Here is a 14,908-nt window from a genome sequence, read left to right on the forward strand (position 1 = left end):
CCAAATCAGCTTGTTTCTGATTCATCATGCTGGCTGGACGGAGGCCAGCATGGATGGGCAAGCCGTATTCTCTGGATCTTCGCAAGCGTGTCGTGGCTGCGATCGAGGGCGGGATGTCCCGCAATCAGGCGGCCAAACAGTTTGGAGTAGCGATCAGCACGGCTATCGGCTGGATGCAGCGGGTCGAGCAGACCGGCAGCGTTGAACCCGGCCAGATGGGCGGTCACAAGCCGAAGGCTGTTTCGGGAGACCACGCCGTCTGGCTGTCGCAGCGGATCAAGGACGGCGATTTCACCATACGTGGTCTCGTTACCGAGCTTGCCGGTCGCGGTCTGAAGGTCGACTACCACTCGGTCTGGGACTTCGTACATGCCGAGAAGCTCAGCTTCAAAAAAAAGCGTGGCGGCTGGCGAACGGGATCGACCCGAGGTGGCGCGGCGACGAGCCCAGTGGGCAAAGTATCAAAATCGCGTCGAAGCTGAGCGCCTGGTCTTCATCGACGAGACCTGGACCAGGACCGATATGGCACCCTTGCGGGGATGGGCGCCGCGCGGGTGTAGACTTCACGCCAAGGTTCCCCACGGCCGCTGGAAGACTATGACCTTCCTGGCGGCCCTGCGCCACGACCGGATCGATGCTCCATGGTTCATCGAGGGGCCGATCGACGGCGTGAGCTTTCGCGCCTATGTCGAGAAGGTTCTTCTGCCCGTCCTTCGACCCGGCGATATCGTCATCTTGGACAACCTCGGCAGCCACAGGAGCAAAGCAGTTCGCCAGCTCATCCGTTCGGTCGAGGCCAAGCTCTTCTTCCTGCCAAAATACTCGCCCGACCTGAACCCGATCGAGCAGGTCTTTGCCAAGCTCAAGCACCTGCTTCGCAAAGCTGCCGCGCGAACTGTCGACGCAGTCTGCGCCGCAATCGGCAACGCACTCGATGCCTTTACCTCAGAGGAATGCGCCAACTACCTCAAAAATTCAGGCTATCGAACTTAATGCCATCACGCTTTAGGGGGCGCTACGCGCGCCCGGAGACGGCTTCCAGGAAGAAATGTGTTCAGCCGGGCAAGTTGCCGGCGGTGCGGTCTGCACACGATGCTGATACGATTTTTTTTACACAGCCTGGGCCCTTCGGAGACTTTGAGGTTCGGCCAAGTGTCCGTTTTGCGCCAAAACGGCTGCACTAGGGCCGTTGGAATACAGCACTGCGCCACATCGCGCTGCCATCTGTTGGAAGTTGGTACCAAATTTATGGAAAAGTTCAAAAACGCAGAGGCAACTGCGTCGCGCGGTCCCCGCAACTGCAGTGAACCACGGCATTATCGGCGTACATTGCAAGCATTGCTGTAATATCGCCATCACGGTAGGCGTCGAGCCAATCGACCGCAGCGGCCATCGGGTCAAAGGACATACTCCTACCGCCGTGCCGTTATCGCCCGCCTAATGAACGCAAGGTGGAGGCGGCCTCAGAAATCGACCCGAAACGGACGCAAGGACCACCTGCGGGTTCCCGAAACCCTCATTTGCCAAGGCGTTCGCATGCGGGTCCGGCCGCTGGCCTGCTTCCGACGTGGTCTGAGTTGAAAATCGCAGTGGCCTGATTAGGATCGCCGGTGCTGAACCATGCGGATTAGGACCCGCAAGCGGAGGGAGACTTTCATGCAGCATCGCCGTCCATTCAAACCAATCCATTCCCTTGAAGCCCACCTTGCTGAAGAAGCGAACTACCGCATCATGACAAGCGAAGAGATCAAGGCGGCGAAGCTGGCTTGTGAACGAGCGCGGCGAGCATTCGAGCAGACCCGCGCAGCGCTTGAACAGTCGCGAGACGTGCTCGAGCAGTCGTTCAAAGTCCTTGGCGTCATTGCAGTGCAAGGGCAGAACAGGGCGCAAGAGTAAGGCCGCCTTAGTTGGCGGATCCTTTCATCGTCATGGTTATTGGCTCGGCGAGGTCGCGTGCTCGTCCACCTGATCGGGCCCTGCCGGGGCAACGCCGTTCGCCGCCTGAATTAAATTTGCGCCCACAACGGAAATAAGCCGCCATCTAGTGTATCATTCGCGCATCACCGGCAAAGGCTCTGCCGTAGGCGTCGGTGGCTGAGAGACCCGATCGCGCTCCCGCCTATTGCGAGGAGCCAAGATGGATCGGTCCCGCCAACTTCAACATCTAGAGCAAGCTGAGCGTCACCTGCTGCGTGGCGAGCAGAACGTTTCCGACCAAGAACATCGTATCGAAGACCTTGAACATCATGGGTACGACGCAACTTTGGCCCCGCACACTCTTGGAAACATTTCTCTGCACGCAAGCGCAATTCATTGCGCACCGCGATCAAATCCTTCGAGAACTAGATCGTGCTTGAACTAGCGCCACATGCGCGGATACGGCCGATCCGGCTACTGAACGGCGAACTCTTATCGCTGCACCGGCCGTAACACGATCGAGCTCGGCGTACGCTCAGCCATCGCCTTGATTTGCCTCAACCTCTCTTCGCTCATCTTCGCTATTGTGCTCCATGCTGCGGGCGAACGTGAAGGTTGACCATGGACGATATATCAAGGCGCAAGATTCAGGCATTGCTCGATCAGCACCGCACCATGCGCATCGCGACGCTGCGCCCGGACGGCTGGCCCCAGGTAACTACCGTAGGCTACGCCAACGACGGCTTTGCGATCTATTTCCTGTGCGGGAAAGACAGCCAAAAAGCATTCAATCTGACCCGCGACAACCGCGCATCTCTCGCGATCGACGACGATGCGTCGCAGGTCATGGAAATCACCGGGCTGTCCATGGCGGCGCGGGCCGAAGTCGTGAACGATCCGGTCGAAGGCGAAAAAGCGCTGCGCCTGCTATTTCAGAGATATCCGGAACAGAAATCCATGCCCGGTCCGCTGCCGACGGACGCTATCCCGCTCTGGACCTTAGTCCCGAACAGCGCCGACAGAAGACGCTGGAGGCCCTCGGCATACGGTTGGAAGCCCTGGCGCGCTCCAGCCCCGTGCTGATGATCTTGGAGGACGTGCACTGGGCCGACCCCACGAGCCTGGAAGCGTTTGGCCGCACGGTGGATCAGATTGCGAGCCTTCGCGTGCTATTGATCGTGACGTTTCGGCCGGAGTTCGAGGCGCCATGGATCGGACAGCCGCACGTCACAACTCTTGCCCTCAACCGGCTCGGACAGCGTGACGTCAACACCCTGATCGAGCGCGTCGTCGGTAACAAACCGCTGTCGGCGGACATTAGCAAGGACATCATCGAACGCACCGACGGCATCCCCTTGTTCGTCGAGGAGATGACAAAAGCGGTGTTGGAGACCGGGGAAGAGCTGGAAGCGACGCAGATTGCGGCGGCGGTTCCCTCGCCGGCGCGGGCAGTCCCCGCGAGCTTGCATGCGTCGCTGATGGCTCGGCTCGACCGGATCGGGACGACCGCGAAAGAGATAGCACAGATCGGTGCCGCAATTGGCCGGGAGTTCTCCTATGAGCTGCTGGTCCTCGTTGCGCACAACAACGAAGAGGCGGTGAAGAGGTCACTAGGGCGGCTTAGCGATGCCGGGCTCGTGTTCAGCCAAGGCACGCCACCGCAGGCGACCTTCCTATTCAAACACGCGCTGGTGCAGGACGCCGCCTACGGCACGCTGCTGCGCGGCCCACGTCGGTCGCTGCACGCCCAAATCGCAACTGCGATGGAGGGTCACTTTCCGGAAATAGTGGAAACGCGGCCCGAGCTGTTGGCTCATCACTTCGCGGAAGCAAAGATGGTGGAGCGGGCGATTCGGTACTGGCTCCGCGGTGGCGAGCGCGCGAGCGAGCGTTCCGCAAATATCGAGGCGATCGCGCATCTCAGCAATGGGCTGAAACTCGTCGAGACCCTGCCCGATACGCCCCAACGTGTCGAGACAGAATTCGCGCTTCAAATGGCGATTGGTGGTCCGCTGACCGCAACTAAGGGCTACGCCGCTCCGGAGGTCGAGCGGACCTATCTCCGGGCAAGGGAATTGTGCGAGCGGCTCCGCCGCTCAAGCGAGCTGTTTCCGGTTCTGCGCGGGTTGTGGAATTGCTATTTCACCCGCGGCGAACTCCTCAGGGCTGGCGATCTCGCCGAACAGCTGGCGGTGCTCGCACAGGAACAGGGGCGATCGCTGCAACGCGCTCTTGCCCACCGCAGCTTGGGCTCCACGCGATTCTTCCTCGGCCGCTTCAGCGAGGCGCGTGAACAGCTCGATCAAGCCATTTCATTTGACGAAGCGGCGGCTTCGGGAAACCGCCGTGCCTACATCTCGCTCTATGCGGATTCCCCCGGCGTCATTGGCCGCCTTCATCTCTCCTGTATCCAATGGCTCCTCGGCTTCCCAGAGCGCGCTGTGGCGACGCTCGAGGCGGGGCTGGTTCTCAGCGAAGCACTTGCGACACCAAGCTTCCATGCGCTGGCCCTAACCTTTTCCGCAATCGTACGCCAGTGGCGACAGGAGTTTCAGGCGGCACGACGGCAAGCTGAAGCAGCGATCACCGTCGCGCGCGAGCATGGCCTTTCTGCGCGACTTGCTATAGGAACCATCTGCCGGGGCGTGGCACTCGCCCACCTCGGCCAACATGAGGAAGGGATCGCGGAGGTTCGCGCGGGCTTTGCCTGCTGGCATGGGACCGGCGCCCGACTTTACGATCCCATGTGGCACTGTTTCACTGCGGAAGCTCATGCGGCCACTGGCCAGTTCGACGCCGCGTTCGACGCGCTCGACCGTGCTAGCGAGACCGCCGCGGCGACCGCGCAATTGTTCTATCAGGCGGAGTTGTACAGGCTGAGAGGCGCGTATTATGCGGCAAGGGGCGAGAGGATCGAAGCGGAGGTCTGGCTGAAGGATGGAATCAAGCTCGCCCGGAGCCAAGCTGCGAAATCGCTTGAGCTGCGCGCCGCCACCGATCTCGCCCGGCTTTGGCGCGCCCAGGGCAAATGCAGCGAAGCCCACGATCTTCTCGCTCCGGTCTATGGTTGGTTCACCGAAGGCTTCGATACGCTCGACTTGAAGGAGGCCAAAGCTCTGCTCGATGAGTTGCACACGTGACAAACATTTCCAAATTGAGGTGTTTGGGATCGGCCCGCTCGTCTCGTCGCGCAGCCGTCGTCGCGAGACTGTCGAGCATCCGTTCGGCACGATGAAGGCACGCATGGGAGCGACGCATTCCTGACCAAAACTCTCCCAAAGGTAGCCGCGCCGAGATGGCCCTCTCGGTCCTGGCCTATAATCTGACCCGAGCAATGAATATCCTCGGATCAGGCCGCTGGTCGCCGTGATCGCGGCCTGATGCTGGCCCAGTCTTGGCTTCAAGACTGGCTGCCCTGCAAGGCCGTTTTTACACGGCCAAGACGAAACGGACTTGACACAGGCTGGTGTCGCGAGCCTTGTTCCCGACGGTAAAATCTGCTTGTTGAACGCCATGGGCACCGTTCGCAAAGTTGAAGGCGATTTTCCCCAGGGTGAGGGCGAAGCTGCCGCACTCATTAGGTCTCTTGACTGGTCTGCCACCAGCTTGGGGCCAATCGTCGGATGGCCAACCCACCTTAAGGGCGCGGTCAGCCTTATGCTGCCCGCCAAAGCACAGATCGTGCTGTTCTGGGGGCCGGAGTTTGTGGCGCTGTACAATGACGCCTATGCGCCGACGATAGGCCAGAAGCATCCGAGGGCTCTTGGACGACCTGCCCGCGAGAATTGGGCCGAGCTGTGGGACGACTTGGAACCCTTGCTCCGACGCGTCCTCGATACTGGCGAGACGGTCTTCGCCAAGGATCGCCCATTCTACATCGAGCGTCACGGCTACCCAGAGACCGTTTACTTCGACATTTCCTATTCACCGGTTCAGGATGAAACGGGCGAAATCGGCGGTGTTCTTTGCATCGTTAGTGAGACGACCGAGCGGGTCGTTGCACAAGAGCGCCAACGGTTGCTTGCTCGCGAGGCGAACCACCGGGTGAAGAACCTGTTCGCCATCTTCCACGGCATCATCAGTCTGAGTGCTCGGTCAGCTCGAACGCCGCAGGAAATGGCTCAATCGTTACGAGGCCGTCTGGACGCTCTCATGCGGGCCAAGGACCTAATCCGTCCTGGGATCATGGGTACGGAGGCACACAGCGAGCGAACGACGGTCGGAGACGTCGTGCGAACAATCGTGCGGCCGTACGAAGATGATACGTCCGGCGAACGCATCATCTTAAGGGGACCTGCCGTGCCCGTGGGTGCTATGGCCGTGACAAGTCTCGCTCTCGCGCTGCATGAAACCACGACGAATGCGGCCAAGTATGGCGCGCTATCAGAGCCGACCGGTTCGATCAGCATCACATGGGAGACGCATGGCGGGGACTTCCAACTTGATTGGGAAGAGAAAGGCGGCCCGGCTATTGTTGCTCCGCCGTCAGTTAAAGGCTTTGGGAGTGTGCTTGCGGAGCGCAGCATTGCTGATCAGCTCGGCGGCAAGGTTGAGCATAGTTGGCTATCGAGCGGGCTTAGGTTGAGGGTCTTGATTCCTTTGGATCGTCTTGCAGTCTGAGGGAGTGCCAGGCGGTCGCCCAGACGACCTGGTTGCTGGGTATGTGCGGGTCTAGCGCGGCGAAAGCTATAGCTGGGGAAACGGATCGCAAGCGATGTTCGGATTTGGCTCATCCCTACGAAGCAGAAATTGGTCGCTATAAGCGCTTAGCGGACTTCTGGCGAGCCTCCCCAGTGTAACTGCAACCGCGAATTTCTTCGCAACAGACATTCTGCATAATGTGCGGTCGCGCGTTTCTGGCACCATACGCCCGCGGCTCAAAGGACCCGAGAAACCGATGGGGGTGCACACAAAAAGAAGGCCGCCTGCGTTGCCACAAGCGGCCCAAGTCTAGGGAGGAAACGCCCAAGAGGGCAGCGATAGCGGGAGCGCTACCGCACACCAAAGCTAGATAATCGCGATCAGCGGCTCAATTGAATGTATGTGGTCGTCGGGTATCCAAAGGGATCAAGGAACGATACGAAGGTTTAGCCGCTCGCCGCTATAGCCGGCCACTACCGCACGAGGCGTAAGGCCTTTGCCTGCGCACTACGTCGAGCACGGCATCGCCCTCGACCTCGACGCGACCGCGTCACGGCGACGGCAGCGCCTCGACCTGAGGGACACCCAATTTCAATGGCGTGAGCCGCAGCTTACGTCGGCCGCGTCCCTCAGAACGCGTTGGCTAAGGGCCACCGGACAACGTTGTGAAGCCTGGCGCCCGGAACAGGGCGATTTGGAGCCGGCCCAGCCAATTGCAGTCACTTGCCCGGCGGGCTCTGAAGCGATCGACGCACTTCTTGGAACAAAGGGGAGTTTGCCACGAGTAGTACCGGACGAGACCAAACTTGCCATCACAAACTGCGCAACGGGCGGTTCTGCCAGATCCAAGACGCTCGGAGCAGTGGGGCATTGTTGTCTCCTCTCGGGTTTCCAGACGGGCCGCTCCGGAAACGGGTCCGGACGGTCTCCCCAAACATCGCCTCGACGAGCGATGTTTATGTTTTTATTTCACTAAACAAAATACTAAATTCGATGGGCCGTCAAGTGGCTTTCTTCGAGACCGATGAAAATTATTGATGTGGGCGCTTTGTACCGCCGCAGTGCATCACCGGAGCTTGGTGCGATTCGATCGTTGCGAAGGATGCGGTGCGAAAAAAGCCGGAGCCGCTCGGAATTTCTCCACCTTCAGATAGTAGGCAGGTTAGCAACAGTGATCTCAATCTGCGTGCGGACGACTCGTTCGCTCTCCTCGTGGGAACCAACGTTCAAGGGGCGACCATCTGCTCCCCGGAAAGTCTTCTGATGGCCAGCAGCGCACCGCTCCGGCGCGCGGCGAGAACGACCCCGAGTTTGAAAAGTTATGTTTAGTATTGCGTTTTACTGAACGTTAAGTCCGCGACCACCCATCCTACGGATCGCCGGACAAGCCGGCCAATCGCCTTGCGGTCCCGGAATAAAAACTCCCGCCCGCCAGCGCGCAGTCGGCGGCGTTCACGCTCTGTAGGAGGTTAGAAAATTGTGCCCGGAAGCGCCGCTTTGCCTCAAGAGTTGCCCTTGCGCGGCAGCTTTGACCCGCTGCTGACCTGAATCAAGATATACTACGCGACCGAGGCCCTTCCCCGGCACGCGTTCGGCCAAGCCGTGTCTAAGCGCAAACCCCAGGCAAAAAGACTTGTCGAACATCAATCTCAAGCTTCTCCAAACCTTCCTGCTTGCAGCCGAGCACGAAAGCTTCCGGAAGGCTGCCGAGGAATCGAACCGGTCTCCTTCTGCGGTCAGCATGCAGATCCGCAACCTGGAGGAGCAGATCGGCGTCCATCGTCAAGAAGAACGGGCGCTGGTGAGCTCTGGTGCGATCCAGCTATATCGGCATCATCGGCAAGAAGACCGCGTTCTGGCGAGCCGCACGCTTTCAACTCGAACGCAAGGAGAGGGCGTCACACCGCGTGACGTCCTCCCATCGCCGCGGACGCATGTGACTAAACCTGCACCGAGGTCAGCTTCTTCAGGCAGCGCAGCGCAAACGATGAGCGGCTGTGGCGGATGCCCGGAATGCGATAGAGCTTTTCGCGCAGGAAGCGTTCATAGCCGGCGGTGCTTTCGACCGCGACCTTCACGATGTAATCGTAATCGCCGGTGGTAAGATAGGCCTCGATCACTTCCGGCAAATTCGTAAGCAATTGGCCAAAGCGTTCGAGCATCTCCTCGTCGTGGCGGTCGAGCGTCAGCTCTATGATGACCGTTTCGGGCAGGCCAAGCTTGTCCTGATTGAGCAGCGCGACGTAGCCATCGATATAGCCCTGCGTCTCGAGACGCTTCAGCCTGTTCCAGCATGGCGTGGTGGAGAGCCCGATCCTGTCGGCGAGTTGCGCCGTCGTCAGGCGCGCATCCTGCTGCAAGGCGCGCAGGATCTTGCGATCAATCTCGTCGAGCCGAAGCGCATCCTTGCGCGGAGCTTTGGCAGGCCCTGTGGCACGTCCGACCGATGCCATACCAAGAACTCCATTCTGGCTTTGCGACTGAGATATAGAAAATTCCTATCGCGATTTCAGACTATACCCAGATCAAAAGAACAACAATCCTGGTTTTTACCAGTACGATGTACTTCAAAATGAGACGCATGCGGTGTTTTTTCTCGAACTGCAGACCAGCGATATGCACGCCGCACTCGGCCGCCTGCTCGACCAGGCCCGTGTTGCAGGGCTGCCCGTTGCTGCGGTCAGCGCGCGGGCAGACGCGAACGCCTGCCGCATCTCGGCTTCCATAGACATCAATGACCGCGACGTCATCGACCGGCTCGTTCGCCGCGTTGGTGCGTTATTCTGCATCGATGCAATCGAGGTGAGAGGTGAAAGCCAATGCCCGACCCCAACCTCATCCGTGACGTGATCCCGCAAGACGAGGCGGCTCAATCCGCCGAGTATCCGCCACTGAGGCTGCATGTGCCGGAGCCGGCGGTTCGCCCGGGCGGCACACCGGATTTCTCGAACATCCGCATTCCGCGCGCAGGCCAGGTCAATCGTCCCGACGTCGACGTGGATGCCGAGACGATACGTGATTTCGCCTTCTCGGTCATTCGCGTGCTCAATCGCGACGGCGAGGCCGTCGGTCCCTGGGCTGGCGCGCTCTCGGACAGCGAACTGCTCGAGGGCTTGCGTCACATGATGACATTGCGTGCGTTTGATGCGCGCATGCAGATGGCGCAGCGTCAGGGCAAGACGTCGTTCTATATGCAGCACATGGGCGAAGAGGCCGTGAGCTGCGCCTTTCGCAAGGCGCTCAAACCGGGGGACATGAATTTTCCGACCTATCGCCAAGCCGGGCTTTTGATCGCCGGCGGCTACTCGCTGGTCGAGATGGCCTGCCAGATCTACTCCAACACACACGATCCTCTGAAGGGGCGCCAGCTGCCCGTGATGTATTCCTCCAGAGAGCACGGCTTCTTCACGATCTCGGGAAATCTTGCCACCCAATACATTCAGGCGGTCGGCTGGGCGATGGCCTCAGCGATCAAGAACGACACGAAGATTGCTATCGCCTGGATCGGCGATGGCGCAACGGCCGAATCCGACTTCCACGCGGCCCTCGTGTTCGCCTCGACCTATCGCGCGCCGGTCGTGCTGAACATCGTCAACAATCAATGGGCCATCTCGACTTTCCAGGGCATCGCGCGTGGTGGCTCCGGCACGTTCGCGGCGCGCGGTCTCGGCTTCGGCATTCCGGCGCTACGCGTCGATGGCAACGACTACCTCGCAGCCCATGCGGTCGCGAAATGGGCGTGCGAGCGTGCACGCCGCAATCTCGGCCCGACCCTGATCGAGCACGTGACCTATCGCGTCGGCGCGCATTCGACCTCGGACGATCCTGCCGGCTATCGGCCGAAGACTGAGTCCGAAGCGTGGCCGCTCGGAGATCCCGTGATCAGGCTGAAGAACCATTTGATCGTCCGTGGCGCCTGGTCGGAGGAGCGGCACAAGCAGGCCGAGGCGGAGATCCTGGACTCCGTGGTCTCGGCCCAAAAGGAGGCAGAGAGCTACGGTACCCTCCATTCCGATCAACGTCCTTCGGCGCGCGACATGTTCGAGGGCGTATTCGCGGATATGCCGCCCCACCTGCGCCGCCAGCGCCAGGAAGCCGGAGTCTGAACCATGCCACGGCGGACCATGATCGAGGCGATTCGCGACGCCATGGATGTGATGATGTCGCGCAACGATAACGTCGTCGTGTTCGGCGAGGACGTCGGCTATTTCGGGGGCGTGTTTCGCGCCAGCCAAGGCCTGCAAGCGAAATACGGAACGAGCCGCTGCTTCGATACTCCGATCAGCGAGCTCGGCATCGTCGGCATCGCAGTGGGCATGGCGGCCTATGGCCTGAGACCCTGTGTCGAAATCCAGTTCGCCGATTATATGTATCCGGCCTACGACCAGATCGTCTCCGAGGCCGCGCGGCTGCGCTATCGCTCCAACGGCCAATTCACCTGCCCGCTCGTGGTGCGCATGCCGACCGGCGGCGGCATTTTTGGCGGCCAGACGCACAGCCAGAGCCCGGAAGCCCTGTTCACGCATGTCTGCGGTATCAAGACCGTCGTGCCGTCGAACCCACGCGACGCCAAGGGCCTGTTGATCTCTGCGATCGAAGACCCCGATCCCGTGATCTTCCTCGAACCGAAGCGGCTCTATAACGGTCCATTCGACGGTCATCACGACCGGCCGGTGACGCCGTGGTCGAAGCATGATCTCGGCGAGGTCGACGACGGGCACTTTGCAGTTCCCCTCGGTAGCGCCGCGATCCGCAGGCAGGGCAAGGCCGTCACCATCCTCGCCTACGGCACCATGGTTCATGTCGCCGAAACCGCCGCGACCGAAACCGGCGTCGATGCCGAGATCATCGATCTTCGCTCGCTGCTGCCACTCGACCTCGACACCATCGAAGCCTCGGTCAAGAAGACCGGACGCTGCGTCATCGTGCATGAGGCAACGCTCACATCCGGCTTCGGCGCCGAGCTCTGCGCGCTGGTTCAGACGCGATGCTTTTATCATCTTGAAGCACCCATCGTGCGCGTTGCCGGCTGGGATACGCCCTACCCGCACGCGCAGGAATGGGATTACTTTCCGGGCCCTGCGCGAATCGGTCGCGCGCTGATGGAAACGCTGGAGGCTTGAGATGGCCGAGCGCGTGGTCAGGCTACCCGACGTCGGCGAAGGCATTGCGGAAGCCGAGCTCGTCGAATGGCACGTGAAGGTCGGCGATGTCGTGCGCGAAGACGCCGTGCTCGGTGCCGTCATGACCGACAAGGCGACGGTGGAAATCCCCTCGCCGACGGACGGGCGCGTCATCTGGCTCGCGGGCAATGTGGGCGACCTGCTCGCCATCGGCTCGGACTTCGTTCGGCTCGAGGTGGGCGGCAAGAATGAGCCGGCGCCGGAGGTAGTGAAGCTCGGATCGCCCGCAGCAAGTGCTTCGGCCAAAACGCCTGATCATGCCGCAAGCGCTCCGCAGGGGCCGGCGAACGTGCCGCCCAACCCAGTGAAATCGCAGCCCTCCGCAGCGCCGCTCGACCGAGCTGGCGATCGGCCTCTGGCCGCCCCCGCGGTTCGACTCCGCGCGCGGGAGGCAGGCGTCGACTTGCGTCAGATCCGCGGTACGGGTCCCGCTGGGCGGATCACCCATGATGATCTTGATGCCCATCTCGCGCGCAGCCGTACCGGAACGAGGGCGACGCCGTATCCAACCCAAACCGCGGTAACCGACGTCAAGATCGTCGGCTTGCGCCGCAAGATCGCCGAGAAGATGTCGATTGCGAGCTCGCGCATTCCGCACATCACCTATGTCGAGGAGGTCGATGTCACTGCGCTCGAGGATTTGCGCGCGAAGCTCAACAGCCAGAAGCAGCCGGGTAAACCCAAGCTGACAATGTTGCCGTTCCTGATGCGCGCCATGGTGCGCGCGATCGCCGAGCAGCAGCATCTCAATGCCCATTTCGACGACGAGGCCGGGATCGTTCACCAGCACGCAGGCGTTCATATCGGGATCGCCACGCAAACCCCGACCGGCTTGGTGGTCCCCGTCGTCCGGCATACGGAAGCGCGCGACCTCTGGAGTTGCGCCGCCGAGGTCGCAAGGCTCGCGGAAGCGGCTCGGAACGGCAGCGCCACCCGCGACGATCTCACCGGCTCGACCATCACGATCACATCGCTCGGCGCACTGGGCGGGCTCGCGACGACACCCATCATCAATCATCCGGAGGTCGCAATCGTCGGAGTCAATCGCATCGCAGTCCGTCCGCATTGGAATGGCGCCGCCTTCGTGCCGCGCCAGATGATGAACTTGTCGTCCAGCTTCGATCACCGGGTCATCGATGGGTTCGATGCGGCCCAGTTCGTACAACGGATCAAGACACAGCTGGAGACACCGGCCATGATCTTCATTGACGCATAGGACGATGACCGAAATCACCTGCAAGCTCCTTGTCATCGGCGCGGGCCCCGGCGGCTACACCTGCGCGATCCGCGCCGGCCAGCTCGGCATCGATACGATCATCGTCGAGGCCGAAAAGCCTGGCGGAACCTGTCTCAATGTCGGCTGCATTCCTTCCAAGGCCTTGATCCATGCGGCCGGTGAGTATGAAACCGTTGCGCGCGCCGCGGAGGGCCGGAGCGCGCTCGGTATTATCGCGGCGAAGCCGTCGCTCGACTTCGCCAAAACAATCGCCTGGAAGGACAATATCGTCCGACGTCTGAACGGCGGGGTGGCCGGTCTTTTGAAGAGGGGTGGTGTCAGGCTTGCGGCTGGCTACGCCCGTTTCCGCGACGGCAAAACCGTCGAGGTCGAAACGCAATCCGGCCGACAGGTGATCCATGCCGAAACGGTGGTGATCGCGACGGGCTCCGAGCCGGTTGCGCTGCCGTTTCTTCCCTTTGGGGGCCGCGTGATCTCCTCGACCGAGGCTTTGGCGCTCACCGAAATCCCGCAGAAGCTTGTCGTGGTCGGCGGCGGATACATTGGCCTTGAGCTCGGCACTGCGTTTGCTAAAATCGGCGCGGCGGTCACGGTCGTCGAGGCCGCACCACGCATTCTCCCCCAATATGATCGCGACCTGAGCGAGCCCGTCGCAAGGCGCCTGAGCGCGCTCGGAGTCACGGTTCTGACGGGCGCGAGAGCGTCGGTCGCCGACGGCACCGGGCTCGCGATCCAGACTGCCAGCGGCGAGCAGACGACGCTGGATGCCGATAAAATCCTTGTTACAGTCGGCCGAAGGCCCTCGACGACCGGCTTTGGCCTCGAGACTCTCGATCTCGACATGACCGGACCTTTCATCCGGATTGACGACCGCTGCCGCACCTCGATGCACGGCATCTTCGCGATCGGCGACGTCACGGGAGAGCCGATGCTGGCGCATCGCGCCATGGCGCAAGGCGAAATGGTGGCCGAAATCGTTGCCGGTCGCCGTCGCGCCTGGGACCGGATTTCGATCCCCGCGATCTGCTTCACCGATCCCGAGATCGTCACCGTCGGCTTGTCACCGAATGAGGCGAGCGGCCAGGGCTTCGACGTCAAGACGGACCTCTTTCCGTTCAAGGCCAACGGCCGCGCACTGACGCTGGAGCGGGAAGACGGCTTCATCCGGACGGTCGTGCGAGCCGACAATCACCTCCTGTTGGGTATCCAGGGCGTCGGCGCCGGCATCGCCGAGCTTTCAGCGGCCTTCAGTCTTGCACTGGAGATGGGTGCACGCCTCGAGGATGTCGCGATGACCATCCACGCGCACCCCACTCAAAGCGAAGCCTTTCACGAGGCCGCGCTGAAATCGCTGGGGCACGCAATTCATATCTAGGCGAACAGGAGCCACCCATGCTCCGAGGCAGGTGAAGTTCGTCAATCAGCTGCCAATGACAGGCGTGGGCAAGGTCGACAAGAAGACTCTACGAGCCAAGTTTTGGGGGACGCGATCGCCTTGTCGGGTAGCACCCGGACGGCGCCAGGATGAACGCCCAACCGAGGAAGAAAGCAGGCGGGAGATCGAGACAATACTACGCCGCCGCAAGGAAAATTGGATTCGTTTGCCCGACGATCCGGATCAGCGATGGGACGCCTCCACGAGGGCCGAGTGGGAATCCTGGATCAGGATTTCATCCGAGAGCACGAAGAACTCGGATCTGCCCCGGCAGATCGGGGAGCCAGCCGCTGTCTTTACCAACGAGCTTATCGATGAGATCAATGACTTCGACAAGGCGGCCGTTGTTCGCCAGGCCGTCGATTTCAAGCTCTAAGGGGACTCTCACGCACCTGCTGCCGCGACGCTCGTATCGAGTTTCGGAGGATTGCCTGCTTCCAAGTCCGCTTCGGTTTACGGAGGAAGGCTCAGTTCGGGCAGATGATTTCTGCTTCT

Annotated in this window: 12 protein-coding genes and 2 pseudogenes; 13 read left to right on the forward strand and 1 reads right to left on the reverse strand. The window is 61.1% G+C overall.

All coding sequences use genetic code 11. The features are described from left to right. Nucleotides 1–53 precede the first annotated feature (53 nt). The 7 genes and pseudogenes from QA640_RS35375 to QA640_RS35405 all read left to right on the forward strand — a co-directional run. Nucleotides 54–993, forward strand: a protein-coding gene (locus QA640_RS35375) for an IS630 family transposase (RefSeq protein ID WP_283037416.1) whose coding sequence is annotated in 2 segments (ribosomal slippage) — nucleotides 54–400 and nucleotides 399–993 — 942 coding nt in all. Because the reading frame shifts where the segments join, the coding sequence is not laid out codon by codon here. Nucleotides 994–1,656: 663 nt separating this feature from the next. Beyond that, nucleotides 1,657–1,896, forward strand: coding sequence for a hypothetical protein (locus QA640_RS35380; protein WP_283037417.1), 240 nt, complete (start codon nucleotides 1,657–1,659; stop codon nucleotides 1,894–1,896). 642 nt (nucleotides 1,897–2,538) lie between these two features. Next, the gene (locus QA640_RS35385) at nucleotides 2,539–3,000 is read left to right on the forward strand and encodes a pyridoxamine 5'-phosphate oxidase family protein (protein WP_283037418.1); all 462 of its coding nucleotides are present in this window, start codon (nucleotides 2,539–2,541) and stop codon (nucleotides 2,998–3,000) included. Further along, nucleotides 2,967–5,057 carry a hypothetical protein gene (locus QA640_RS35390; protein WP_283037419.1) on the forward strand — a complete coding sequence of 697 codons (2,091 nt, stop codon included), beginning with the start codon at nucleotides 2,967–2,969 and terminating at the stop codon, nucleotides 5,055–5,057. Before QA640_RS35385 ends, QA640_RS35390 begins: the two co-directional genes overlap by 34 nt. 58 nt (nucleotides 5,058–5,115) lie before the next feature. Beyond that, nucleotides 5,116–5,287, forward strand: a pseudogene (locus QA640_RS35395) (IS5/IS1182 family transposase); the annotation flags it as partial. A gap of 83 nt (nucleotides 5,288–5,370) precedes the next feature. Then, nucleotides 5,371–6,537: an HWE histidine kinase domain-containing protein gene (locus QA640_RS35400; protein WP_283037420.1), complete on the forward strand. Its 1,167-nt coding sequence runs from the start codon at nucleotides 5,371–5,373 to the stop codon at nucleotides 6,535–6,537. Nucleotides 6,538–8,191: 1,654 nt separating this feature from the next. Continuing rightward, a pseudogene (locus tag QA640_RS35405) lies at nucleotides 8,192–8,323 on the forward strand (LysR family transcriptional regulator); the annotation flags it as partial. Nucleotides 8,324–8,498: 175 nt separating this feature from the next. Here QA640_RS35405 and QA640_RS35410 read toward each other — a convergent pair. Further along, nucleotides 8,499–9,011, reverse strand: coding sequence for an Lrp/AsnC family transcriptional regulator (locus QA640_RS35410; RefSeq protein WP_283037421.1), 513 nt, complete (start codon nucleotides 9,009–9,011; stop codon nucleotides 8,499–8,501). Nucleotides 9,012–9,144: 133 nt separating this feature from the next. On the opposite strand from QA640_RS35410, the gene QA640_RS35415 reads away from it, so the two are divergent. The 6 genes from QA640_RS35415 to QA640_RS35440 are packed head-to-tail and all read left to right on the forward strand — an operon-like array spanning nucleotide 9,145 to nucleotide 14,789. Continuing rightward, on the forward strand, nucleotides 9,145–9,408 hold the full coding sequence (locus QA640_RS35415; protein ID WP_283037422.1) for a hypothetical protein: 264 nt from the start codon (nucleotides 9,145–9,147) through the stop codon (nucleotides 9,406–9,408). Next, nucleotides 9,378–10,664: a 3-methyl-2-oxobutanoate dehydrogenase (2-methylpropanoyl-transferring) subunit alpha gene (locus QA640_RS35420; protein WP_283037423.1), complete on the forward strand. Its 1,287-nt coding sequence runs from the start codon at nucleotides 9,378–9,380 to the stop codon at nucleotides 10,662–10,664. The genes QA640_RS35415 and QA640_RS35420 overlap by 31 nt, the downstream gene beginning before the upstream one ends. Before the next feature lie 3 nt (nucleotides 10,665–10,667). After that, nucleotides 10,668–11,681 carry an alpha-ketoacid dehydrogenase subunit beta gene (locus QA640_RS35425; protein ID WP_283037424.1) on the forward strand — a complete coding sequence of 338 codons (1,014 nt, stop codon included), beginning with the start codon at nucleotides 10,668–10,670 and terminating at the stop codon, nucleotides 11,679–11,681. Nucleotide 11,682: 1 nt separating this feature from the next. After that, complete coding sequence (locus QA640_RS35430; RefSeq protein WP_283037425.1) at nucleotides 11,683–12,957, forward strand: dihydrolipoamide acetyltransferase family protein; 1,275 nt, start codon at nucleotides 11,683–11,685, stop codon at nucleotides 12,955–12,957. 4 nt (nucleotides 12,958–12,961) lie between these two features. Continuing rightward, nucleotides 12,962–14,353 carry a dihydrolipoyl dehydrogenase gene (gene lpdA, locus QA640_RS35435; protein WP_283037426.1) on the forward strand — a complete coding sequence of 464 codons (1,392 nt, stop codon included), beginning with the start codon at nucleotides 12,962–12,964 and terminating at the stop codon, nucleotides 14,351–14,353. A gap of 31 nt (nucleotides 14,354–14,384) precedes the next feature. Then, nucleotides 14,385–14,789 carry a hypothetical protein gene (locus QA640_RS35440; protein WP_283037427.1) on the forward strand — a complete coding sequence of 135 codons (405 nt, stop codon included), beginning with the start codon at nucleotides 14,385–14,387 and terminating at the stop codon, nucleotides 14,787–14,789. Nucleotides 14,790–14,908: the final 119 nt, after the last annotated feature.

It is taken from the genome of Bradyrhizobium sp. CB82 (genome assembly GCF_029714405.1).
In the GTDB taxonomy this organism is placed as follows: domain Bacteria; phylum Pseudomonadota; class Alphaproteobacteria; order Rhizobiales; family Xanthobacteraceae; genus Bradyrhizobium.